At 65.5% G+C, this 23,337-nt stretch carries 24 protein-coding genes and 1 pseudogene; 8 read left to right on the forward strand and 17 right to left on the reverse strand.

Translation table 11 applies throughout. The features are described 5' to 3' along the window. Positions 1–58 precede the first annotated feature (58 nt). On the reverse strand, positions 59–2,707 hold the full coding sequence (locus QX135_RS10870) for a TIGR02302 family protein (RefSeq protein WP_316234073.1): 2,649 nt from the start codon (positions 2,705–2,707) through the stop codon (positions 59–61). 1,638 nt (positions 2,708–4,345) lie between these two features. Here QX135_RS10870 and QX135_RS10875 point away from each other — a divergent pair. After that, positions 4,346–4,930 (forward strand): hypothetical protein, encoded by a 585-nt coding sequence (locus QX135_RS10875; protein ID WP_316234074.1) that lies wholly within the window; start codon positions 4,346–4,348, stop codon positions 4,928–4,930. A gap of 85 nt (positions 4,931–5,015) precedes the next feature. On the opposite strand, the gene QX135_RS10880 is transcribed toward QX135_RS10875, so the two are convergent. The 4 genes and pseudogenes from QX135_RS10880 to argC form a co-directional block, all read right to left on the reverse strand. After that, positions 5,016–5,675 carry a hypothetical protein gene (locus tag QX135_RS10880; protein ID WP_316234075.1) on the reverse strand — a complete coding sequence of 220 codons (660 nt, stop codon included), beginning with the start codon at positions 5,673–5,675 and terminating at the stop codon, positions 5,016–5,018. Between the two features lie 169 nt (positions 5,676–5,844). Then, positions 5,845–6,843 (reverse strand): hypothetical protein, encoded by a 999-nt coding sequence (locus QX135_RS10885; RefSeq protein WP_316234076.1) that lies wholly within the window; start codon positions 6,841–6,843, stop codon positions 5,845–5,847. 324 nt (positions 6,844–7,167) lie between these two features. After that, positions 7,168–7,377 (reverse strand): annotated as a pseudogene (locus QX135_RS10890) (hypothetical protein); the annotation flags it as partial. 25 nt (positions 7,378–7,402) lie between these two features. Beyond that, a complete protein-coding gene (gene argC / locus QX135_RS10895; protein WP_316234077.1) occupies positions 7,403–8,377 on the reverse strand; it encodes an N-acetyl-gamma-glutamyl-phosphate reductase in 975 nt (324 codons plus the stop codon). A 107-nt stretch (positions 8,378–8,484) separates the two neighbouring features. Here argC and QX135_RS10900 point away from each other — a divergent pair, with 107 nt between their 5' ends. Then, entirely contained in the window at positions 8,485–8,802 is a 318-nt protein-coding gene (locus tag QX135_RS10900) for a hypothetical protein (RefSeq protein WP_315736214.1), read from the forward strand. 15 nt (positions 8,803–8,817) lie between these two features. Here the strand turns inward: QX135_RS10900 and QX135_RS10905 are convergent, their stop codons facing one another. Beyond that, positions 8,818–9,141: an addiction module antidote protein gene (locus tag QX135_RS10905; RefSeq protein ID WP_315783050.1), complete on the reverse strand. Its 324-nt coding sequence runs from the start codon at positions 9,139–9,141 to the stop codon at positions 8,818–8,820. 120 nt (positions 9,142–9,261) lie between these two features. On the opposite strand from QX135_RS10905, the gene QX135_RS10910 reads away from it, so the two are divergent. Then, a complete protein-coding gene (locus QX135_RS10910; protein ID WP_315736212.1) occupies positions 9,262–9,474 on the forward strand; it encodes a hypothetical protein in 213 nt (70 codons plus the stop codon). Continuing rightward, positions 9,467–9,763 carry a type II toxin-antitoxin system RelE/ParE family toxin gene (locus QX135_RS10915; protein ID WP_315736211.1) on the forward strand — a complete coding sequence of 99 codons (297 nt, stop codon included), beginning with the start codon at positions 9,467–9,469 and terminating at the stop codon, positions 9,761–9,763. The genes QX135_RS10910 and QX135_RS10915 overlap by 8 nt, the downstream gene beginning before the upstream one ends. Before the next feature lie 6 nt (positions 9,764–9,769). Here the strand turns inward: QX135_RS10915 and lysA are convergent, their stop codons facing one another. The 3 genes from lysA to argH form a co-directional block, all read right to left on the reverse strand. Next, the gene (gene lysA / locus QX135_RS10920; protein ID WP_316234078.1) at positions 9,770–11,035 is read right to left on the reverse strand and encodes a diaminopimelate decarboxylase; all 1,266 of its coding nucleotides are present in this window, start codon (positions 11,033–11,035) and stop codon (positions 9,770–9,772) included. A gap of 280 nt (positions 11,036–11,315) precedes the next feature. Next, positions 11,316–11,609: an LPS translocon maturation chaperone LptM gene (lptM, locus tag QX135_RS10925; protein ID WP_315736209.1), complete on the reverse strand. Its 294-nt coding sequence runs from the start codon at positions 11,607–11,609 to the stop codon at positions 11,316–11,318. An 83-nt stretch (positions 11,610–11,692) separates the two neighbouring features. Further along, the gene (gene argH, locus QX135_RS10930) at positions 11,693–13,084 is read right to left on the reverse strand and encodes an argininosuccinate lyase (protein ID WP_316234079.1); all 1,392 of its coding nucleotides are present in this window, start codon (positions 13,082–13,084) and stop codon (positions 11,693–11,695) included. A 98-nt stretch (positions 13,085–13,182) separates the two neighbouring features. On the opposite strand from argH, the gene tlpA reads away from it, so the two are divergent. Beyond that, positions 13,183–13,872 carry a thiol:disulfide interchange protein TlpA gene (gene tlpA / locus QX135_RS10935; protein ID WP_316179564.1) on the forward strand — a complete coding sequence of 230 codons (690 nt, stop codon included), beginning with the start codon at positions 13,183–13,185 and terminating at the stop codon, positions 13,870–13,872. A gap of 9 nt (positions 13,873–13,881) precedes the next feature. Here tlpA and QX135_RS10940 read toward each other — a convergent pair whose 3' ends face one another. The 6 genes from QX135_RS10940 to QX135_RS10965 form a co-directional block, all read right to left on the reverse strand. Then, positions 13,882–14,079 carry a putative motility protein gene (locus QX135_RS10940; RefSeq protein WP_315736206.1) on the reverse strand — a complete coding sequence of 66 codons (198 nt, stop codon included), beginning with the start codon at positions 14,077–14,079 and terminating at the stop codon, positions 13,882–13,884. 78 nt (positions 14,080–14,157) lie between these two features. After that, positions 14,158–15,036, reverse strand: a complete 879-nt coding sequence (locus tag QX135_RS10945; RefSeq protein ID WP_315812426.1) for a 3-hydroxybutyryl-CoA dehydrogenase — start codon at positions 15,034–15,036, stop codon at positions 14,158–14,160. Positions 15,037–15,135: 99 nt separating this feature from the next. Continuing rightward, entirely contained in the window at positions 15,136–16,080 is a 945-nt protein-coding gene (locus tag QX135_RS10950) for an electron transfer flavoprotein subunit alpha/FixB family protein (protein WP_315736204.1), read from the reverse strand. After that, the gene (locus QX135_RS10955) at positions 16,080–16,829 is read right to left on the reverse strand and encodes an electron transfer flavoprotein subunit beta/FixA family protein (protein WP_315777790.1); all 750 of its coding nucleotides are present in this window, start codon (positions 16,827–16,829) and stop codon (positions 16,080–16,082) included. The genes QX135_RS10950 and QX135_RS10955 overlap by 1 nt, the downstream gene beginning before the upstream one ends. A 118-nt stretch (positions 16,830–16,947) precedes the next feature. Next, the gene (locus QX135_RS10960; protein WP_315736202.1) at positions 16,948–17,520 is read right to left on the reverse strand and encodes a cob(I)yrinic acid a,c-diamide adenosyltransferase; all 573 of its coding nucleotides are present in this window, start codon (positions 17,518–17,520) and stop codon (positions 16,948–16,950) included. A 44-nt stretch (positions 17,521–17,564) separates the two neighbouring features. Next, on the reverse strand, positions 17,565–17,759 hold the full coding sequence (locus tag QX135_RS10965; RefSeq protein ID WP_015664263.1) for a twin transmembrane helix small protein: 195 nt from the start codon (positions 17,757–17,759) through the stop codon (positions 17,565–17,567). A gap of 131 nt (positions 17,760–17,890) precedes the next feature. On the opposite strand from QX135_RS10965, the gene QX135_RS10970 reads away from it, so the two are divergent. Beyond that, complete coding sequence (locus QX135_RS10970) at positions 17,891–18,784, forward strand: YihY/virulence factor BrkB family protein (RefSeq protein WP_316179561.1); 894 nt, start codon at positions 17,891–17,893, stop codon at positions 18,782–18,784. Here the strand turns inward: QX135_RS10970 and QX135_RS10975 are convergent. Together QX135_RS10975 and gluQRS are read right to left on the reverse strand one after the other, a co-directional pair. Beyond that, a complete protein-coding gene (locus tag QX135_RS10975; RefSeq protein WP_410052041.1) occupies positions 18,711–19,865 on the reverse strand; it encodes an ATP-binding protein in 1,155 nt (384 codons plus the stop codon). The two genes, QX135_RS10970 and QX135_RS10975, sit on opposite strands and share 74 nt — an antisense overlap. Before the next feature lie 573 nt (positions 19,866–20,438). After that, positions 20,439–21,308, reverse strand: coding sequence for a tRNA glutamyl-Q(34) synthetase GluQRS (gene gluQRS / locus QX135_RS10980; protein ID WP_316179557.1), 870 nt, complete (start codon positions 21,306–21,308; stop codon positions 20,439–20,441). 123 nt (positions 21,309–21,431) lie between these two features. Between gluQRS and QX135_RS10985 the strand changes: the two genes are divergently transcribed. Beyond that, entirely contained in the window at positions 21,432–22,085 is a 654-nt protein-coding gene (locus QX135_RS10985) for a DNA-3-methyladenine glycosylase 2 family protein (protein ID WP_316179555.1), read from the forward strand. A gap of 108 nt (positions 22,086–22,193) precedes the next feature. Beyond that, the gene (locus QX135_RS10990) at positions 22,194–23,285 is read left to right on the forward strand and encodes a DUF2855 family protein (protein ID WP_316179553.1); all 1,092 of its coding nucleotides are present in this window, start codon (positions 22,194–22,196) and stop codon (positions 23,283–23,285) included. Positions 23,286–23,337 lie beyond the last annotated feature (52 nt).

The following is a 23,337-nucleotide window of genomic DNA, read 5'->3' on the forward strand; positions in this document are numbered from 1 at the left end:
CGCGGCCTCCGGTCAAAACGGTGAGCCACGGGCATGACCTCCCGTGGCCGACCCATCTTCAATAGTCCTTCAGTAGCCGCTCGATGTAGTCGAGCTCGAGCTGCGGCCGCGACTGATCGCCGAGACGGCGGCGCAGCTCCTCGAGGATGCGGCGGACGCGCTGCACGTCGATCTCGCCCGGGATCTTCTGGGAGAAATCGTCGATGTCGCGGCCGGGATGCATCGGACGTCCGAGCGGATCGGTCTGCTGCGCGCCCTGCTGGCGGCCGGCGCGCTGGCCGGGGCCGTCGCCGGGCTGGTCGCCGTCGCCCTGCTGCATCGCCTCGGCGAGGCTCTGTGCGCCCTTGCGCAGCGCGTCCAGCGCCTTGCCCTGCGATTCCACCGCGCCGTCGGCATTGTTGTCGCCGAGCTGACTGCCGGCATCGCCCATCGCGCTGTCGGCGTCGTCGAGCCCGTCGCCGGAATCGCCCTGGTCGCCTTGATCACCGGGATCGCCCTGCTGACCCTGTTGCCCCTTCTGGCCTTTCTGACCCTTCTGTCCCTTTTCGCCCTTCTGGCCCATGCCGCGCTTGGCGAGCTGATCCTGAAGCTGCTTGAGCCGGTCGCGCAGCGCCTGCTGGTCCTGCTGCAGGTCGCCCATGCTCTGGTCCTGGTCGCCCTGCTGCTTGTTGCGGTTGCGGCGCGAATCCTGGCCCTGCTTGAAGGTCTTGTCGCGGAGCTGCTGCTGCTTGCGGATCATGTCGCCGAGCTCGTTGAGCGCCTGCTCCATGTCGTTGTCGCCGCCCTGGTTGGGCTGCGCCATCTGCAGGTTCTCCAGCATCTGCTGCAGCTGCTCGAGCAGCTCGCGCGCGCCCTCCTTGTCGCCCTGCCGCGACAGCCGCTCCATGCGGTCGATCATGTTCTGCAGGTCCTGCTGGCGCAGGATCTTGGTGTTCTGATCGAGCGGACGCTGCGCCATCTGCGGATTGTTGCGCAGCTGCTCGGCGAGCTGGCGCATGTAGTTGTCCATCGCCTTGCGCAGATCCTCGGCGAGCTTCTTGATCTCCTCGTCGCTGGCGCCGCGCTCCAGCGCCTGCTTCAGCGCGTCCTGGGCCGCGCGCAGCGCCTTGTCGACGTCGGAGATGTTGCCGTCCTCGATCGTGACCGCGAGCGCCCACAGGCTCGCCACCACCTCGCGCAGCGCATCGTCGGTGCGCGCCGCCTCGAGCTGGCGGGTCACCGAGCGCAGGCCGAGATACTGGCCGGGCTCAGGCGTGAACATCTCCGGCGCGATCGCCAGCGCATCGAGCGCGGTGAACACGTCGGCATTGCGGTTGCCGTCGAGCGCCAGGATGCGCCGCTGCTCGATCAGCGCCCGCGCCAACGGCTTGGTGAACAGCCGCTCCGGCAGCCTGGTCTCGAACGGCTCGCTGGTGCCTTCGTTGCCGGCCTCGTCCTTGGCGGTCAGCGTGAGCGTGACGTCGGCGCCGGCGTAGGGGTCCTCGCTGAGATCCTTGACGGTCTGGCCGACGCCGTTGCGGGTGCGCGCGTTGGGCAGCACCAGCGGAAACTCCGGCGGCTGGAACAGCGGCCGCGCGGCGGGCGCGTCGGCCGTCTTGCTCTCGGCAGCCTTGTTTTCGGTAGACTTGCTTTCGACAGGCCGCGCGGTGACCCGGGCGCGGGCTTCGGTGACGCCGTAATCATCCTCGAGCTTGTAGGACAGCTTCAGCGAGCCGCGCGCCTGCCGCTCGGGGTCCTTGGCCATGCTGATGACCGGCGGCTTGTCCGGCGTCGCCGCGAACACCCATTGCGGTTGCCCTGCGGGCGCGCGGACGTGAACGGTGCCGTCGGTCTTGATCGTGTAGTGCTTCTCGGTGGTGCCCTTCGGCGCCGCCTCGCCGGCCGCGCCCTCGCCGGGCGCCGCCTCGGCGACGCCGCCGCCGGTGATGACATCGAGATTGCCGCCGCTGGAGCGCACGATCAGCGTCGAGCCCTGGGGCACCACGATCGGGCCGCTCGCCGGCACCGCGCCTTCCTTGTTGGCGGCGGACAGGATGATCGGCGGCTTGGCGGTGTAGAGCGGCGGCTTGACCCAGGCATCGACCCGGATCGTCACCGGCGTCATCACGCCGTTCCAGTCGAACGCCGAGGCCACCCGCAGCGCCCGCTCGTCACCGGCCGCGATAGAGGTCGCGACCAGCAGCACGACGACCAGCGCGCGCACGGCCCAGGGATCGTGCAGCGACAGCCGCGGCCGCGGCGTCCCGGCGCGGATGCGCTTGATCGAGGCCAAAGTGCGCTCGCGCTGCGCCTGCCACAGCGCGCGAGCCAGCGGATCCTGAGTGGTGAGCGTGTCGGTGAGCGCGGTGGCGGGGCGATGGGCGATGCCCGAGCCGCGGTCGAGCCGCGCCAGACCCTCGTCGCGGCCGGGCCAGCGGAAGCGCAGCATCGGCACGGCGGCGCCGAGCAGCAGCAGCAGGAACAGGCCGATCCCGATCATACGGGCCGCAAACGGCAGGCTGAGCCAGAGTCCGGCCCAGGACACGATCAGGAACAGACCGACCACCGTGAGCAGCCGGGCGAGATGCGGCCAGCCGCGCTCCCAGGCGATGGCGAGACGCGCCCGCTTCAGCGCCTGCGCCAGCTTCAGCCGCGCCAAGCCATCATGCGTCAGGCCATCGGGCGTGCTGCTTGCCGGCCCAGCCGGCTCGGGGGTGACACCGCTCAACAATCCCTCCAGGTTGCCCGGATGTTCAACCTAGCACAAAGGCAGCCGTGAGGCACCCGCTCTGCGCGGGCTTTCCCGCCGCCGGCCGCGGTTCACACGGGAGTGTGACCGGCCGGGTTCCCGGAAAGCTACGGGGCGCACGGGGGCCTCGTGGTTCGAGACGCGCCGCTTGCGGCGCTCCTCACCATGGGGGGTAAGCTCAGAGATCGTAGATTCACCTGCCCAAGATTCATGTTCCGGGCACCACCTTCGCTCCTCACCCTGAGGAGCCCGCCGCAGGCGGGCGTCTCGAAGGGCGAGGCCCGCAACTGTAGCCTGCGTGGACCGATGAGACTGACGTAGCGACCGCATCTGCAGCTTGCACGTCGCATGGAGATCCGTTCTCGCGGCGCGTTGTCGCCCGAGCTTTTCAAGAAGGCGTCACCCTCGGAAACCGAGGGCGCAGGGAAGACCGGGCGCCGGCCGGCGCCCATGGTCCGCGTGCAGCAAGAAAGCACGCGGCAGAACCACAGGCTCAGCCGAGATCACCCGGCCTTCCCTGCGCGATGGTGTTACGAATTATACGCGATCTCCCCGGGGAACGGCTGTCTTGCCCCCGTCGCCGGCGGTTCGTCACCGCCAACTTGGCATCAGCGCCGCGATGCCAGAACCACGCGACTTCATCGTCGCACCGGGATCGTTCGTCCGCACGAGAAACCCGCGCTGCGACCCAATGCGCCCACCGCATCCCGCACCCGACGTCCGTGACGACCGCGAAGCGCCCCCTCAGCGGGACGGGATGCCGGAAGTAGAGCATGATTTCGGATAAAGCGCAAGAGAATTATTTCACTTGAACACGCGGCACGGGACGTCGACTTGAACGCGGAACTGCCGTCGAGGAAGTAATCGCGAAAAACATCGGCTTGAGAATGACTTAAGCGCATAGCGGGACCAAGTGCTTGGAAAACCGACCAAACCTCGCCGAAACGTAAAAAAATTACGAAGAAATTTTGGGCAGACCATGTTGTTTGTCACATCTAAAAATTCTCGCGATGTTTCAAAACCTTGCTTTCTCAACGCTGAACACCGGGCTGCAAGCGGTGCAACGACTCGTCACGCATGCATCAATCAAATGGATTGCGAGTCCCGGAGTATCTCCTAGAACTACTTGGCGAGCGCACGACGAATCGACGCCGATTGATAGTCGAGGTTATCAAGAACAGCGCTCGTCGTCTGACCTGCTCTTCTCGTGAGGCTGTGTGGCTGGCGGGGCGCCTGAGTCCTGCGCAATGACTCGCACCCGGTATGTCAGCCGAGGTGCAAGGAGCAGCTTGCTAGGTTTGTTCAACCGAAAGGAAGGTGACTTAAATGAGTAGCTCGACTTTGAAGGTCTCACTTGGCCCGATCGGAGTCACCGGTACCGGGTACGGTACCGGTGCAGCCGTGATAATCGTGATCGCGATTGTCATCTGGCTGATTGAGGTAAGGCCCCCGTTCTTCCTGATGTAATCACAATCGATGACTTGAACCACTCTAACGCTGGCGGCTCCACCCGCTAGCGTTAGATCATTTTGCACTTGTTTGCGGGCGAGGCAAGGGATCTTGTGATTTAGCCATGACCCTACACTATGGTTCGCGCATTAGGATGGCAGCACATTCGTGAAGCCGGCGAACACGCACATCACCGGCAAAGACGAGCCTATGGTGCGCGACCAGTCCTGGCGTAAGACAATCGCTGCGCTGCTGCGCGCCCTGGCATACCTACTGATGTGTGCCTTTGCCCTCGCATGGCCGGCGCGCGCTCCCGCAACGGATGCTTCGGCTTCCGCCGCTGTTGAAATTCTCAACGGACCGTCGCCTGGCGAACTCGCGCTTCGCGCTCATGGGACGGTCGAACTCGCTCCGGAGCTGATCGTCGAGGAGCAGCGCGACGATGGCAGCTTCGAGCGTGTTCCGGATCTCGATGGCGGCATGATGAGGCTCGCTGCGTCGTGCGGTAAGCGGCCCGGGACCTGCGTGACAATCGACGAACGTGGCCTGCGGCCAGAGCCGTGGAGCGGCCTGTCCTGCTCGTCCCAGTGCAACGGAAACTTCGATCGGAATTATCCGCTGTCCGGTCGATTCCGCTTCGTGGTGGTGTCGTGCGACGGCCGGACGAGATTCGAAGGCCCGGTCTTCGAACTGCCCCGGCCAACACACACGGTTCTCGCTTTCGCCGTCCTTAAGTGCACCGAATTAGGGTGACCATGCACTTAGCTTCTTTATCCCGCCGACTTGATAGTGACCTAGTGTTCTGTCGCAGAAATACCCGAAAGCTCGATCATCCAGTCTATTGAATACTCTTGCCACCTAGCAGTCCGAAAATCGCGCCGAAGCCCGCTAGCGTAATAGCTCGAGTTGTATCAATTGCTGAAAGCTGTGCCGGCGTTGGTGATTGAACAAAGACAGCAAGAGCAACGAAGGTGGCTCCAGTAAGGACCGTCACAGCGAGAACGGATAGGAAGACCAACCTGAAGTGAGCGGCGACGAGTATCGGGGGATGCCTCTCGACAACGGGCCTCTTTGGTTTTCGAGTCGGCGGCGGCTCAACCGCTTCACTTCGTGCAGCGATGGACGCCAAAACATCTTCTTCGATGGGCAGTCGCTCTTCGCAAGCGGCAATTCCTTCAAGCGTATGAGCCGTCCTGCTGGCAATCTCAGACTCTTCGACCTGCTTTTGTGCTGGAGTTGTCGCGGCGCTCTTTTCCACATTCTCGATTGAGCGCCCGGCGTCTTCAAGAGCGCGTCTGATCGCGGCCAAACTATCGAAGGGGTCAGTCCGCGCCTCCGGCGCGGCGTCGAGGGTGCGTTTGCGCCCAACATGCTGTTCGATGTAGCCGTCATAGATCAACACCCCTTCCGGGACATAGCGAAAGATGCTTAAAACTACTTCTTTTACACGCCCCAGCAGACCGCCGGTTGATCTCACGATGCTGTATTCGGATGACATGGGCGCCGCCGTTGCCGGAATGTGCCGGGTTTATTGATTTGAAAAATGCAACCATTGTCTCACTTCACGGGGAACGTGTCTATTCGGTTTCGGAGGCCGGGATCGTGGACAGGCACAATATGGCGCAGACGGGTACCTAGAGTTGCACTGTCACCGAAATTTTACATAGTCAGCTCTTTCGCTCGGCTTTTTTTCGCTCGGCCTCTTGCCATTCTTCAGGCGCCCAGCCGCACTGCATACATAGGCCAACGTACCCGTCCTGCGCACTTTGCCACTCGCATCCGCAGTCAGTTACCGGACACGCGGGGACATGCTTGACCGGATATTCGAGGTCGCAGATTGAACATCGCACTCGGTTCTGACCGACTAGATAAGCCGTCGGTACATCAGTTACGTTAGGGTCAATATTGCCCAAACCGGCATCATAGCCGCACTCGTGACAGACAAAACGCTTTTCGTCCCGTCCACGCCCCATCAGCCGCTTGAATTGATCGTCAGTTAGTTCGGGGATTAGACGCCAGAGCTCGTTAAAGAGCCCTGTTCTCTCGTTGAAATCACTATCAAATTGGAAGTCGGCCCATTTGCCCAAGGCCGCGAAATGGAGACGATCTTCCATCCACCGGCGGCCTGGATAGAGCTCGCAGTAATGCAGTTGAAGAATGTCAATAATGTCGAGCGGCTCAAGGTTTTTCCGATAGATGCCTAGGTGAGAAATCTTGTTCCGACCGCGTCGAATTTCCTCGTACTTGGATTGGAATTCCTTCGAAAGCGTCGTTGGACAAAACGTGTTGTGAACACGGATGAGCTCTGACGCATCGAGCGTGGGGAAATCCGTGAAGTCCCAGACGTTCTGTTCGCCCTCGGTGGCCTTCACATCCGTACGCTTCAACAAAAGGAAAGGGCTAACTTCGCAGATGCGAGCTTTCAATCCAATTTCTTGGCTCTGTTGGATCAGCGCGAATATGCCTTGGAGATCGCTCTGCGCGGCAGCGATGTATTGCTCCCATCCCGCTGTGCTCGCAATCCCGGTGTCTTCCTGAATTTCAGTTGCCCACTCCCCATATTCAGCCCATTCCGTGATGATGTTGGCCGTATCCGCCCAGGCCTTGAAATAAAGCCGAAGGCTCACGAGGCGCAGTTCATCTGCGGTGGGTATATTCTTGATCACTGCTGCGACAAATTCTGTTCACAAGCGGCAAGCACGCTCCACCCTCGGATCTTCAATTCCTTGTTCTTATAGTGTTCTGTTTTTGCTGAGAGTCAATATGAGGGGAAGCTCCGGAATTGACATCTTTCGAAAGTCTGCGATCGCATACCCGCATCTCTTCCAGCATTTTCTTTGACACGCGGGCTCGCCGCAACCACAGCTACTCAGTCATTGCGAAGCTTGTTCGAGCATACTCGTTGTTCAGAGAGCACCAGACGAGCTCGGTATCCAGGACAAGCCTGCTACAACGATCTGAAAACATATCTGCGCAACCCAACGAGCACCTCACGCAAGAACATTGTGCGACCGCACTCCCCTAACCGGCGCCGGCGCGTCCATCAAGATCGGTTGCTCGACCTCGATCCGCGGATGGATCATCGCGGCCGGGTCGCCCTTGACCAGTACCTCGAGCACCAAGACGCGAGTGTTGTAGGTACAGGCCTGCACGGCGCAGTTGACATCTGCAGTCAAGATCGCGAGGAGGTCGCCGGATCGGTTCAAGTCCGCAGCCGACAAGCCCTCACGGCCAAACCGGCGCCCCCTCCAGCCCCGTCGTCTCCTCCAGCCCGCACATCAGATTCGCGTTCTGCACCGCCTGCCCGGCGGCGCCCTTGCCGAGATTGTCGACGACGCCGAGCGCGATCACCAGATTGCGGTCGGGGTCGGCAGCGTAGCTGACGAAGGCGAGGTTGGAGCCGGTGGCCCATTTGGTCTGCGGCGGCGTGTCGGTGACGCGGACGAAGGCGCTGTCGGCGTAGAAGCGGCGGGCGGCGTCGAGGCATTGCACTGTGGTGGCGCGGCCGCGGGCGTAGATGGTGGCGAGAATGCCGCGGGTCATCGGCACCAGATGCGGCGTGAACACGAGGCCGGCGGCGCTGCCGCCACTGAGGCGCGCGATCGTGCTGATGATCTCGGGCATGTGGACGTGCCTGAGCAGGCCGTAGGGGATCAGGTTCTCGTTGCTCTCGGCGTAGCCGAATTTGCTGTCGCCGCCGCGGCCGGCGCCGGAGATGCCGGTCTTGGCGTCGATCACGATGTTCTCGGGCGCGATCAGTTTGTCGGCGAGCAGCGGCGCCAGCGCGGTCAGCGCCGCGGCGGGGAAGCAGCCGGGATTGGCGACGCGGGTCTTGCCCGCGATCTCCTTGGGCCAGACGTCGGCGAGGCCGTAGGTCCAGCCGTCGACGTAGCGGTGGTCGCCGCCGATGTCGACGATCTTCACGTCCGCCGGCACGCGCGCCAGCGCATCCCTCGAGGCGCCGGTGGGGAGCGAAGCGAACAGCACGTCGAGCTTCGGCAGGCGCGCGGGGTCCCACTTCTCGATCACGAGATCGGCGAGCTCGGCCGGCACGCCGGGAAAGCGGTCCACCAGCCGGCTGCCGGCACTGCCCTCGCCCGCGGCGTAGACCAGTTCGAACGACGGATGGCCCGCGACCAGGCGCATCGCCTCGCCGCCGCCAAAACCGCTGATCCCGACGATGCCGACGCGAATGCTCATGGGTGGGGTCCTGCTGGTAGAGTGACGGAACGGGTTGAGTGAGGTAACCGGCTGGCGGGGCCATATGCGGTATCCCGGGTCCTGCCCGCAAGGGGTGAAGAACAACAATGAGCACCATCGATCCAAGCCGATATCCGCTCTTCGATCGAATGGCCGGCGGGCTTTTTCAGGGGGTGTCGAAAGTCTTCGCATCGGAGGATGAGCTGGGCGTCTTCCTGATCGAGTTCTTTGGGGACGACGAGCTTGAACCACTGCTGGCCGAGCTTCGGGACATTTCGACGATGGAGATGAGCGACCAGGACTGGGAAGCGTATTGGTGGCGTAGCCCGGCTCAGAGCGCGCCTCAGGATGCCCTGTCGAGCCATCGACTGCTACAGGCCGTCATCGGTGAGATCGTCGCGTGTCTCGAACGACGTCCGAGATGATGGCGACGCGGATGATCACCGCGACGCCGCGGCTTTCGTCTTCGGCTTGGCGCGGGCCGGCTCGGCCGTCAACCGGATTCCCATCGCATTGATGATCCGCAGGACGGTCGCAAACTCCGGGTTGCCGTTCTCGCCGAGCGTCTTGTAGAGCCCTTCCCGCGTCACGCCGACGGCCTTGGCGACCTGGCTCATGCCCTGCGCGCGGGCGACGAGATTGAGCGCGTCGCGGACCTCGGCGGGATCACCGTCGGCGAGCACGAGGTTGAGATACTCGGCGCGGGCGGCCGGGGTGCGGAGATGCTCAGCGGCGTCGAATGTCTTGAGCTTGCTGATCTTCATCCTCAATCCTCCAATGTCGCCGCGAGGTCGTGGGCGTTCCGGATGTCCCTGTCCTGGGTGCGCTTGTCGCGCTGCGGCAGACCGGCCCCCCTCGCATCTCCCGGTGGCCCGTGCTATTTTATGGATATGACCGACGCTACCACCCGTGCAATGCCTTCCGCGCTGCCGCCGAGCGAAGCCGAGCTTGCCGAATGGCAGGCTTTGAGCCGCGACGAGCAGCTCGCGCGCTACCGCGAAGTGCTGCAGCATACCGATTGCGCGCGCATCAGCAGCTCGACCATGAGCGATATTCGCGCCGAGGCACAACGGCGGGCGGCGGCTCGCCGTGGCTGAGTTCAAGCTCTCAGCCCGCGCCGAGGCTGATCTGCTTGAAATCTACGATTATACGAACAGCACTTTTGGTACGTACCAAGCCGACGCCTACCATGCCGGGCTTGAGCGGACGTTCGATCTGCTGGCGAATTTTCCGCGGATCGGTGCGAGTGTGGACGATATTGCGCCCGGGCACCGGCGGTTTCGGTTCCAGGCGCATATCGTGTTCTACACCGAAGATCGCGACGGCGTCGTGATCCGCGCCATCATGCATCACTCGCGCGAGATCAGGCCCGATCTGTTCGATTGATCGTCCTCACAGCCAGGGCGCCGGCGTGTCCATGGCGATCAGCTGCTCGACCTCGATGCGCGGCCTGATCACAGCTGACTGGTCGCCCTTGACCAGCACCTCGGGCACCAGGGCGCGGGTGTTGTAGGTGCAGGCCTGGACGGCGCCGTAGGCGCCTGATGTCATGATGGCGAGGAGGTCGCCCGGCTTGGGCTCGGGCAGCGTGCGGTCCAGCGCGAGGTAGTCGCCGCTCTCGCAGACCGGGCCGACGACGTCGGCCACGAAGGACGGCGCACCCGGCGCGGGCTGGATCACCGGCAGGATGTCGTGATGGGCCTCGTAGAGCGTCGGGCGGATCAAATCGTTCATCGCGGCGTCGATGATGACGAAGTTCTTGGCCTCGCCGTGCTTCACATAGATCACCCGGGCGACGAGGATGCCGGCATTGCCGACGATCATGCGGCCGGGCTCGAACATCAGGGTGCAGCCGAGATTGTGGCTGACACGCTTGACCATGGCGGCATAGGCGGCGGGCTCCGGCGGCACCGCGCGGTCCATGTGATAGGGGATGCCGAGGCCGCCGCCGAAATCGACATGGGAGATGTCGTGGCCGTCGGCGCGCAGGGTCTGCACGAACTCGGTGAGGATGCGGAACGCCGTCTCCATGGGGCCGAGATCGGTGATCTGGCTGCCGATATGGACGTCGACGCCGGTGACCTTGATGCCCGGCATCTTCGCCGCGCGGGCATAGACGCGGCGGGCGTGCTCCAGGGGAATGCCGAACTTGTTCTCGGACTTGCCGGTCGAGATCTTGGCGTGGGTGCCGGCATCGACATCCGGGTTGACGCGCACGGAGATGCGGGCGGTGTGGCCGGTCTCCTGGGCGAGCCGCGCCAGCAGATCGAGCTCCGGCTCGGACTCGATGTTGAGGCAGTGGATGTCGGCCGCGAGCGCGGCGCGCAGCTCGGCCTCGGTCTTGCCGACGCCGGAGAACACGATCTTGCGCGAGGGAATGCCGGCCGCCAGCGCGCGCTTCAATTCACCGCCGGAGACGACGTCGGCGCCGGCGCCGAGCTTCGCCAGCGTGCGCAGCACCGACTGATTGGAGTTGGCCTTCATCGCGTAGCAGATCAGCACGTCCTGGCCGGTGAAGGCCTCAGCGAACACGCGGTAGTGCCGCTCCAGGGTCGCGGTCGAGTAGCAGTAGAACGGCGTGCCGACCTGGGCTGCAAGTGAGGTGAGATTGACGGCCTCGGCGTGCAGCACACCGTCGCGGTAGTCGAAATGATTCATGGGTCTGATCCGCGCACGGGGCTGCGAGAAGGTGGATTGTGGCGGCGAATTGCCGGGAAATGAGCGGGAATGTCAAACCCGCGCTGCCACCCTCCCCTGGAGGGGGAGGGTCGATCGCACGCGTAGCGGGCGAGCGGGGTGGGGTGATCTCTCCACCAGCACCGGCATTCGAGGAGAGATCACCCCACCCCGCCTCACGCTTCGCTGCGCTCACCATGAGGCGACCCTCCCCCTCCAGGGGAGGGTGACACCGACCGCTCGGCGAGCCGGAGCGCAGCCGCTATTTGCTGTCGAGCAGCGGGTCGAGGATGAAGGGTTTCTTCTGGCCGCGGGTGGCGGCGGGGGCGGCGTCGGCGCCGTAGCCGGAGTTGAACAGGCCAGGCTTGTTCGCAGCTTCCGTCGCGGTGTCGGCGGGAGCGGCCGACATCTGCGGCGCCGGCGGGGAGTTGGCCGGCAGGTCCAACGGGCCCTTGCGCCCGCAGGCGGCGAGCAGAAGGGCTGTGGCGCCCAGGACGAGGACGACCCGGGCGGCGGAGGTTGGACGACGAGCGCGATTCACGTGTGAGATCCCCATGCGGGCGGCACCATACAGAGATTGCCCCGATGTGGCGAGTGCCGGAGAGCCACGCCACGCCGGTCAAATTTCAGACAGCAGCCCTACTTTCGCTGTTTTTCCAGCCGCTTCAGCCAGGCTTTGGCCTGGGACGCCACGTTCTTCGGCGCGGTGCCGCCGTAGCTGGTGCGGCTCTTCACGGACGCCTCGACCGAGAGCACGCCGAGAACCTCGGCTGATATCTTCGGCTCGACCTCCTGCATCGCCTTCAGCGGCAGCTCGTGCAGGGCGACGCCCTGCTTGGCGGCGAGCGCGACGATGCGCCCGGTGACGTGATGGGCCTCGCGGAACGGCATCTTCAGCGTGCGCACCAGCCAGTCGGCGAGGTCGGTCGCGGTGGCGTAGCCCTCGCCGGCCGCGGCCTTCATCCGCGCCTCGTCGGGCACGAGGTCGAGCGCCATGCCGGTCATGGCGCGGATCGCGAGCGACAGCGCCGCGAACGCCTCCATCGCGCCCTGCTTATCCTCCTGCATGTCCTTCTGGTAGGCGAGCGGCAGGCCCTTCATCACGATCAGCAGCCCGTTCAGCGCGCCGATGACGCGGCCGGTCTTGGCCCGCACCAGCTCGGCGGCGTCCGGATTGCGCTTCTGCGGCATGATCGAGGAGCCGGTGGTGAACTTGTCCGACAGCTTGATCAGGCCGACCAAAGGCGAGGTCCAGATCACGATCTCCTCGGCGAAGCGCGACAGGTGCACGGCGCAGATCGAGGCGGCCGACAGGGTCTCCAGCACGAAATCGCGGTCGGACACGGCGTCCAGCGAATTGGCCATCGGGCGCTCGAAGCCGAGCGCCTCGGCGGTGGCGTGGCGGTCGATCGGGAACGAGGTGCCGGCGAGCGCGGCAGCCCCCAGCGGCGATTCATTGAGGCGCTTGCGGGCGTCGAGGAAGCGGCCGCGGTCGCGCCCGGCCATCTCGACATAGGCCAGCAGATGGTGGCCGAAGGTGACGGGCTGGGCGGTCTGGAGATGGGTGAAGCCGGGCATCACGGTGCCGGCGAACGCCAGCGCGCGGGTCGCGAGCGCATGCTGGTAGGCGGCCAAGCCAGCGTCGATGTCGTCGATGGTGTCGCGCACGAACAGGCGGAAATCGGTCGCGACCTGGTCGTTGCGCGAGCGCGCGGTGTGCAGGCGGCCTGCGGCCGGGCCGATCAGCTCGCTGAGCCGGCTCTCGACATTCATGTGAATGTCTTCCAGCGCCCGCTTGAACTGGAACGAACCCTTGGTGATCTCTGACAGAATCGTGTCTAGACCCTTGCCGATATTTTTCGCATCAGTCGCGGTGATGATGCCCTGGGCGGCGAGCATGGCGGCATGCGCCTTGGAAGCGGCAATGTCCTGTGCGTAGAGATGGCGATCGACGTCGATCGAGACGTTGATGTCCTCCATGATCGCGTCGGGACGCTCCGAGAACCGTCCGCCCCACATCTTGTTGCTCATGCCTGAACCGCTTCTGAAACCTTGCTGACCGCCGCTGGATGGGACACACCGTCCGGTATCCCGAAATTCGCGCCTCTGATAGCCGCAACCGACCCGAGATGACAAACGATAAGCCTGACCCGTCCCCTGCCCGCCCCGCCCGCTCGCGCCAGACGCTGCTCGCGGCCAGTGCCGTCGCGGTCGTCGCCGCGGCCGGCATCGCCGCGATGGCCTTTGGCGGATTGCTGAAGGGACGGCCGTCGGGCGACCAGGCGTGCCAGGCGGCGGTCGCCACCGCCAAGCGGATCGCGCCGCTGATCAAGGGCGAGGTGGCGGCGCTGACGGCGGCAACAGTGCCGCTGCGGCTGCCGGATCTCGCCTTCGAGGACAGCTCGGGGGCGCCGAAGAAACTGTCGGATTTTCGCGGCAAGACGGTGCTATTGAACCTGTGGGCGACGTGGTGCGTGCCCTGCCGCAAGGAGATGCCGGCGCTGGACGGGCTGCAGGCCAAGCTCGGCGGCGACGATTTCCAGGTGGTCGCGGTCAACATCGACACCCGCGATCCGGAGAAGCCCAAGGCCTTCCTCAACGACGCCAAGCTGACCCGGCTGGCCTATTTCAGCGATCCGAAGGCCAAGGTGTTCCAGGAACTGAAGGCGGTCGGCCGCGCCCTGGGCATGCCAACCTCGGTGCTGGTCGACGGCAATGGCTGCGAGATCGCGACCATCGCGGGTCCCGCCGAATGGGACAGCGCCGACGCGGTCAAGCTGATCCAGGCGGCGACATCGAAGGCGGCCGCGGGACTGTAACCAGAGATATCAGGCGGCGATGTTGAGGTTGCCGCCGACGCCGGGGCCGGCATTGGCGAGCGACAGCGTCTGCTGCGCGCCGCCGAGCAGCGTCATCACCGCGTCCTTCTGGGCGTTCAGGTTCTGCTTCATCACGGACGTCGCGACCTGCTGCTGAATCGCACCCGTCTGCTGCGCCATGACCGCAGCCACCAAGCTCATATCCATACGCGCTTACCTCTCTGGGGCACACGCTAGCCGAGGAGGCTTAACGAAGCGTAGCGAGGGAGCCGCGGTGGCGGGAAATTAGCGGGTCGGCACCGGCTTGGGGCCGCGGTAATCGTAGAAGCCGCGCTGCGTCTTGCGGCCGAGCCAGCCGGCCTCGACATATTTCACCAGCAGCGGACACGGCCGGTATTTGGAGTCCGCCAGCCCCTCGTGCAGCACCTGCATGATGGACAGACAGGTGTCCAGGCCGATGAAATCGGCCAGCTCCAGCGGGCCCATCGGGTGATGCGCGCCGAGCTTCATCGCCGCATCGATCGCCTCGACGTTGCCGACGCCCTCATACAGCGTGTAGATCGCCTCGTTGATCATCGGCAGCAGGACGCGGTTGACGATGAAGGCCGGAAAATCCTCGGAGACGGCGACCTGCTTGCCGAGCCGCCCGACGAACTCCTTGGCCGCCTCGAAGGTGGCGTCGTCGGTGGCGATGCCGCGGATCAGCTCCACCAGCTCCATCAGCGGAACCGGGTTCATGAAATGGATGCCGATGAAGCGCTCGGGGCGGTCGGTGCAGGCGGCGAGCCGGGTGATCGAGATCGACGAGGTATTGGAGGCGATGATCGCCTCCGGCTTCAGCACCGCGCACAGATCGTGGAAGATCTTGCGCTTGACGTCCTCCTTCTCGATCGCCGTCTCGATGACGAGATCGCAGTCGGCCAGCCCGTCGAGGGTTTCGCTGATCGAGATATGGCCGAGCGCCTGATTGCGGGCCTCCTCGGAGATGACCTTCTTGGCCACCTGACGGGTCAGGTTGCCGTTGATGGTGGCCATGCCCGACTTCAACCGGTCGGCAGTGACGTCGTTGAGCACCACGTCGAGCCCGGCCAGCGCGGCGACATGCGCGATGCCGTTGCCCATCTGTCCTGCGCCGATCACACCGAGCTTGTTGATCTGAGCCATGTTGTCATCCACCCGGACGGCACGCCTGCTGCGCCCGTCCATGCCCTTGGAAGTGAGAACACCGGCCGCCGCGGTCCCATGCGGCCGGTGCCAGCAGCGTTATTTGCCGAGCTTGCCGAGCGCCTCGGTCAGCTCGGGAACCGCCTGGTACAGGTCGGCCACCAGGCCGTAATCGGCGACCTGGAAGATCGGCGCGTCCTCGTCCTTGTTGATCGCGACGATCACCTTGGAGTCCTTCATGCCGGCCAGATGCTGAATGGCGCCTGAAATGCCGACCGCGACATAGAGCTCCGGCGCCACGACCTTGCCGGTCTGGCCGACCTGCCAGTCGTTCGGCGCGTAGCCTGCGTCAACCGCGGCACGCGAGGCGCCGACGCCGGCGCCGAGCTTGTCAGCCAGCGGCTCGATGTATTTGGCGAAGTTCTCGCGGCTCTGCATCGCGCGGCCGCCGGAGACGATGATCTTGGCCGAGGTCAGCTCGGGACGGTCGCTCTTGGCGACCTCCTCGCCGACGAAGGTCGACAGCGCCGGATCGCCGGCCGCCGCGACGGTCTCGACCGACGCGCTGCCACCCTCGCCTGCCGCGGCGAAGGTCGAGGTGCGCACGGTGATGACCTTCTTGGCGTCCTTCGACTTCACGGTCTGGATCGCGTTGCCGGCGTAGATCGGCCGCTCGAACGTATCGGGCGCGACGACCTTGATGATCTCCGATACCTGCATCACGTCGAGCAGCGCCGCGATACGCGGCATCACGTTCTTGAAGCGCGAGGTCGCGGGCGCGACGATCGCGTCGTAGTTCGCGGCGAGCTTGACGACGAGGTCGGCGAGCGGCTCGGCGAGATCGTGCGCGTAGGCCGCGTCGTCGGCCAGCAGCACCTTCTTGACGCCGGCGAGCTTGGCGGCGGCATCCGCCGCGCCCTTGGCGCCCTGGCCCGCGACCAGCACGTCGACATCGGCGCCGAGGGCAGTGGCCGCCGTCAGCGCCTTGTTGGTCGCGTCCTTGATCCCGGCATTGTCGTGTTCGGCAATCAGCAGCGTGGCCATCAGAGCACCCCCGCCTCGGTCTTGAGTTTGTTGACGAGCTCGGCGACGTCCTTGACCTTGACGCCGGCCTTGCGGCCCGCCGGCTCGGTGGTCTTGAGCACCTCGAGCCGCGGCGTGAGATCGACGCCGGTGTCGGCGGCGGTCTTCTCGGCGATCGGCTTCTTCTTCGCCTTCATGATGTTCGGCAGCGACGCATAGCGCGGCTCGTTGAGGCGCAGGTCGGTGGTGACGATCGCCGGCCCCTTCAGCTTCACGGTCTGCAGGCCGCCATCGACCTCGCGGGTGACCTTGAAGTCGGAGCCGTCGACCTCGAGCTTGGAGGCGAAGGTCGCCTGCGCCCAGCCGAGCAGCGCCGCCAGCATCTGGCCGGTCTGGTTCGAGTCGTCGTCGATCGCCTGCTTGCCGAGGATGATCAGGCCCGGCTGCTCCTCCTGGGCGACGGCCTTGAGGATCTTGGCGACCGCCAGCGGTTCCACGTTGCCCTCGGCCTTGACCAGGATGCCGCGGTCCGCGCCCATCGCGAGCGCCGTGCGGATCGTCTCCGAGGCCTGCGCGGGGCCGATCGAGACCACCACCACCTCGGTCGCCTTGCCGGCTTCCTTCAGCCGCAGCGCTTCCTCGACGGCGATCTCGTCGAACGGATTCATCGACATCTTGACGTTGGCGAGCTCAACGCCCGATCCGTCGCTCTTGACGCGGACCTTGACGTTGTAATCGACCACCCGCTTGACCGGCACCAGAACCTTCATCGATCCTCTTTCGCTCTAAATTGTCCGGGGTTGACCTTTCGGGCGCGGAACCTAAAGCCCCCATCCCCCCCGGTCAACGCGCGACGGGCGAAAAAACGCAGGCCCGCACGCCGCCGGGTTAACGGTTTTGCCCGGGCACCCACAACACGTCGCCGGCGCCGTTCCGGTTCGCGGCCCGGCTCGCCACGAACAGGAAATCCGACAACCGGTTCATATAACGAATGGCGGCCTCGCTGACCGGCTCGTCGGGCTTGCCGGCGAGCTCCGTCATGATCCGTTCCGCCCTGCGGCAAATGGTACGCGCCACATGCAGATGCGCCGCCGCCGCGGTTCCCCCGGGCAGCACGAACGACGTCAGCGGCGAGAGCCGTTCGTTCAGCGTATCGATGTCACGCTCCAGGCGGTCGACCTGGCTGGCGACGACGCGCAGCCGCTCCGCCTTGCCCTCGCGCTGCGGCACGGCCAGATCGGCGCCGAGGTCGAACAGATCGTTCTGGATCAGGCCGAGCATCGCATCGATCTCGGGCGCATCGGCCAGATGCAGCCGGACCACGCCGATCGCAGCGTTGGTCTCGTCGACGGTTCCATAGGCGGAGACGCGCAGATCGTACTTGGGACGGCGCTCGCCATTGCCGAGCGCGGTCGTGCCGTCGTCACCGGTCCGCGTGTAGATGCGATTCAGGACCACCATGCTGCTTCTCAACGTCCGTTTCTCGACGCCTCGGCGTCTCGGTCTCAGCGCCCCATCGCCCAGATCGCCGCCATGGCAATGACGACCGCGACGAACTGCAGGATCACCCGCCAGCGCATCAGTTTCTGCGACAGGTTCGGCGAGCCGCCGCGCGTCATGTTGACGAGGCCGAGAAACAGCACAAGGGCGACCGCGCCGACGGCGATGGGAAGGATGAATTTACCGAGAAGTGAAGCCATCGGGGCTAGATAACACCGCAGACGCAAGAGCGCCATGGCGGATCCGCGCGGCCGGCGCTGCAACTTCTGGCTTTTGGACCCGTAATATCGGATTGTACAAACCAAGTTTCTTTTGCGGAGTGCAGGGACAGGTGAAGGCGCTTCGCTACATCTTCCACGTCGTCATGGACGCGTTCTACACCTTCCTCGCCGACGACGGCTGGGCGATCGCCAGCCATATCGCGCTGTCGACGCTGATGGCGCTGTTTCCGTTCCTGATCGTCCTGACCTCGCTCGCCGGCTTTCTCGGCTCCAAGGACCTGGCCGACCAGGCCGCCACCCTGATGCTCGAGATCTGGCCGGCGCAGGTCGCGGATGCGCTGACCGGCGAGATCCACGACGTGCTGACCACGACCCGGACCGATGCGCTGACCATCGGCGCCGTGCTCGCGGTCTACTTCGCCTCGAATGGCGTCGAGGCGCTGCGGGTCGCGCTCAACCGCGCCTATGGCGTGATCGAGCAGCGCCGCTGGTACTGGCTGCGGCTGGAATCAATCGGCTATACTCTGGTCGCCGCGTTCACGGCGCTGGCGATGTCGTTCCTGATCGTGCTCGGCCCGCTGATGCTGGCCACAGCCCGGCGCTATTTGCCGCTGGCGGTCGAAGCCAACGAGCGCTTCGTCAACCTGTCGCGCTACGGCATCACCATCAGCGCGCTGATCGTCGCGCTGTTCATCCTGCACGCCTGGCTGCCGGCGGGCCGGCGCAGCTTCATGCAGATCGTGCCCGGCATCGTCTTCACCTTCGTCGCCTCGCTGGTGTCGGGCATCGTGTTCGGCCAGTATCTGGCGCGCTTCGCCAACAACTACGTCACGATGTATGCGGGGCTCGCGTCGGTGATCATCGCGCTGGTGTTCCTGTATTTCATCGCCGCGATTTTCGTGTATGGCGGCGAGTTGAACGCCTCGATCATCAAGTCGCGGCTGCCGCGCGGCGTGTCGCTCCAAGAAGCGCAGTCGCTAGAGCCCGCGGCGAAACGGGCTTGAGCAGGAACGCGTCCGCGCCGGCAGCGCGCGAGGCCGCCTCGTCCTCGCCGCGTCCGGACACGCCGATGATCGGGATAGTCCCGTGGGGCGCGTCCAGCTTGCGAATGCGAGCAATCGCCTCGACGCCGTTGATGCCGGGCAGCACCATGTCCATCAGCACCGCATCGTAATTGCCGGCCGCGATCCGCTCCGGCGCCGCCTCGCCACGGCCGATGAACTCGGCCTGGTGGCCGAGCTCGTTGAGGATGGTGTTGAGCACCACGCGGCCGAACGGATTGTCCTCGACCCCGAGGATGCGCAACGGCCTTGTCGGCGCCAGGGTCACGCCATTCTCCGATCCGCCCGCCGCGGTGTGCGGCGCGGCCGCAACGGTCAGCGTCACGGTCAGCGTGAAGGTCGTGCCGCCGCCTTCATGCGGCGCCACGGCGACGTCGCCCCCCATCGCGCGCGCCAGCTGCCGGACCGAGGACAGGCCGAGGCCGGCGCCGCCGAAGCGCGAGGCGATCGAGACATTGGCTTGGCTGAACGGGCGGAACAGCCGCTTGATCTCCTTCAGGGTCAGGCCGATGCCCGAATCCGAGACGTGGAAGGCGATCGCGGCGCGGCCCCTGTTCGCGCCTCGGCCTGCGCCCGTGCTCGGCTTGCCGCGACCGCCGCGACGTGCGGGAACGACCTCCAGCGCGACGCCGCCCTGCTCGGTGAACTTCACCGCATTGTCGATCAGGTTCTCCAGCGCAGCGCGCAGCCGCACGGGATCGCCGAACACGAGTCCCGGCAAGTCGTCGGAGACGTGGACCTTGACATCCAGCCCCTTGGCGGCGGCGCGGCCCGACAGCGAGTCTCCGGCGGCCCGCGCCAGCACGCGCAGATCGAACAGATCCTCACGCAGCAGCGCGCCGGCGGTCTCGTCCTTGGCGGCATCGACGAACAGGGTGGCGAGGCTCGACAGATGCTCCGCGCCGGCCTTGATCGTATCGACCCAGCGCCGCTCGCGCTCGCCGAGCTCGGAGGTGGCAAGCAGGTCGCTGATGGCGAGAATGCCTGTCAGCGGCGTGCGCACCTCATGGGCGAACACCGCCAGCGCGGCTTCGACGACCCCTGGTGATCCGGCACCAGCCCTGGGCACTGACTTCGCGGTTTCGGGCTTCCTCACTCCGGACTTGGCCGCGCTTCGCCGGCTCCCCGCCATCGCCGTGACCTGAGGAACGTGCTTCTTGAGCGGTCGCGCCTTGGCGCGCTCCTTGGCCGGCGCCGCCTTCGCGGCCTTGGCCTTCGGCGGTTGTGTCTTCGGCGGTTGTGTCTTCGGCGTTTGTGCTGCGGACGACGGCATCCTCACAGATGTCGTCCTGGAGGACGCCTTTTCAGCGGGCGCTCTGGACGCGCCGGCGGGCCTGGGCGCAGCCGGCTTGGCCGGTCGGGCCCGACGCCCCGTACTCATCTTCCGAACGCGCTTCATCATGGCCCCTGTGACATGAACTCCGAAAAACGAAGGGGCACTTGTACTGTCATGTCTCGTCGTGCCGCTTTCGATTGAAGCTCCCGATTACCCGCGCCATTGAGCAGCATGGCACGGTCGTTTCCGGGTGTCACGATGCCCCGGAGGTTGTCCCCGCCGGAAACATTCGGAGATATCAGGGCTGCGGACAGGACACGGCTAGACCATGCCGGTCCTGTGTCGGATTTCCGTCGGCGAGACGCCTTCCGCGCGCAAGGCGCGCAATCCCGTCGCCTGGGTGGACTTGGACAGCTTGTGGCCCTGCGCGTCGCGAATCAGTTGGTGATGCCGATAGGCCGGGGCCGGCAGGCCGAGCAGGACCTGCAGCAGCCGGTGGACGCTCGTGGCATGAAACAGGTCCTGTCCACGCACCACCTCCGTCACCCCCTGCAGGGCGTCGTCGATCACGACGGAGAGGTGATAGCTGGTCGGCGTCTCCTTGCGCGCCAAGACCACATCCCCCCAGGCCTCCGGCCTTGCTTCGACCCTGCCACTCTCGCCCCAAGGCCCGGCGCCATACTCGTCCCAGGCCGCCCGGCCCGCGCGCGCGACCGCGGCGGCCATGTCGAGCCGCAAGGCATAGGGCGCGCCGCTGGCCATCAGTGCCGCACGGTGCGCCTCGGAGAGCGAGGTCGCCGTCCCCGGATAGAGCGGCGCGCCATCCGGATCGCGCGGCCAAGCCCCCTCTGCATTCCGTTGCGCGACCATCCGCGCGACCTCGGCCCGGCTCTCGAAGCTCGGATAGACCAGCCCCATGCCCTGCAGCCGCTCCAGCGCAGCGCGGTACTCGGCGAGGTGCTCCGATTGCCGCCGCACCGGCTGCTCCCAGGCGATGCCGAGCCAGGCGAGATCCTCATAGATCGCCTGCTCGAACTCGGGGCGGCAGCGGGTCGGGTCGATGTCCTCGATGCGCAGCAGCAAGCGGCCGCCGCTCTGCTGCGCGCATTTGAAGTTCAACAGCGCCGAAAAAGCGTGGCCGAGATGCAGATAGCCGTTCGGGCTGGGGGCGAATCGGAAAACGGGTGGCATGTCATCTCGTCCTTGCCGGACTTGAGCTGGCGTGGTCCGACGATCATTCTTCGCGGGCTCGTTCGATCCGAGATGGATACGCGGGTCAAGCCCGCGCATGACAATGGAAAAGGTCGCACTGAGATGACCCTTCACCTCGATAGCCAGGACATCCTCGAGGATGCGATCCGCGACCTGGTGAAGCAGGACGCGCGGCTGACGCCGATCCTCGCCGCCGCCGGCATGCCGGCGCTGCGGCGGCGCGAGCCAGGCTTTGCCGGGATCGCGCACATCGTCTGCGGCCAGCAACTGTCGACCGCCAGCGCGGCCGCGATCTGGGGCCGGCTGCAGGCGGCATTCGATCCGTTCGATGCCGACGCCATCCGCCGCGCCCGCGCCGACCGGCTGGGACGGCTCGGTCTCTCTGCGGCCAAGATCAAGACGCTGAAGCACATCGCGCGCGAGCTTGGCGCCGGGCGGCTCAATCTCGACGTGCTCGCCAATGAGGACGCCGATGCCGCCCACGCCACCTTGACGACCCTGCCCGGCATCGGGCCGTGGACCGCCGACGTCTACCTGCTGTTCTGCCTCGGCCATGGCGATGCCTGGCCGGCCGGCGACCTCGCCGTCCAGGAGGCCGTCAAGGTCGGGCTCGGCCTTGCGACGCGGCCTACGGCCAAGCAGATGATGCCGCTGGCCGAATCGTGGCGCCCGCTGCGCGGCGCGGCGGCGCACCTGTGGTGGAGCTATTACCGCGTGGTCAAGAAGCGCGAGGGCGTCATCGCATCGGCGAACTAACAACTCCGGCGAACGCCGTTTCAAACAAAGTTGGGGTTGCAAAACGGTCATCGATGTCGGCCAGGATCGCACCACGACGCACATCATCGCATGGCCGGGGTCTTCATCATGCAATCGTCCGATTTCATCGTCGCACGCAACGATCTGCAGCAGTGCAAGACGATCGTCACCGAGCTTCCCGATGGCGACGCGCTTCCTGCCGAGGCGCTGCTGGTGAAGGTCGACCGCTTCGCCTTCACCGCCAACAACATCACCTACGCGCTGCTCGGCGAGCAGTTGAAGTATTGGCAGCTGTTTCCTGCGCCCGACGGCTTCGGCATCATTCCCGTGTGGGGCTTCGGCGACGTGATCGCGTCCCGCCATCCTGCCGTCGCCGAAGGCGAGCGCCTGTTCGGCTACTTCCCGATGGCGACGCATCTCGTCATCGAGGCGGCCGATGTCGGCAAGCGCGGCCTGCGCGACGCGGCCGCGCACCGGCAGGGCGTCGCGCCGGTCTACAACGCCTATGCGCGGGTCGGCGACGATCCCGCCTTTGCCGGACGGCAAGGCGACTATCAGGCCCTGCTGCGCCCACTGTTCATGCTGTCGTTCCTGGTCGATGACTTTCTCGCCGAACAGGCCCAATTCGGCGCAACGACCGTGATCCTGTCCTCGGCCTCGAGCAAGACCGCGTTCGGACTCGCCCACCTCTTGCATACGCAGCGCAAGGGCATCCGCGTGATCGGGCTGACCTCGCCATCGCATGCGGCCTTCGTCCGCTCGCTCGGCTGCTACGACGAGGTCGTGACCTACGATGCGGTCGACATGCTCGACGCGGGGACGCGCGCGGCGTTCGTCGACATGGCCGGCAATGCCAGTCTGCGCGCCGCGCTGCATCGACACTACGGCGACAACCTCGTCTATTCCGGCCGCATCGGCCTGACGCATCAGGACGGCAGCGATGATGTCGAGACGCTTTCCGGCGCCCGGCCCACCTGGTTCTTCGCGCCGGACCAGATCAGGAAGCGCGCCAAGGAATGGGGACCGGGCGGCATCGAGGCGCGGCTCGGCGCGGCGTGGCGGGACTTCGCTCCGCGGCTCGACGGCTGGCTCACGATCACGGAAGGACGCGGACCGGAGGCCGTGCAGCGCGTCTATCTCGACACCTTGCAAGGTCATATTCCGCCGCATCAGGGCCACATGCTGACGATGGCGACGTAACCAGGTTTTCACCCGCGACCAAAGCCGTGTAGCGTTGCCAGGACTGAGGTTG

The sequence above is a fragment of the Bradyrhizobium sp. SZCCHNR1098 genome (assembly GCF_032489375.1).
In the GTDB taxonomy this organism is placed as follows: domain Bacteria; phylum Pseudomonadota; class Alphaproteobacteria; order Rhizobiales; family Xanthobacteraceae; genus Bradyrhizobium.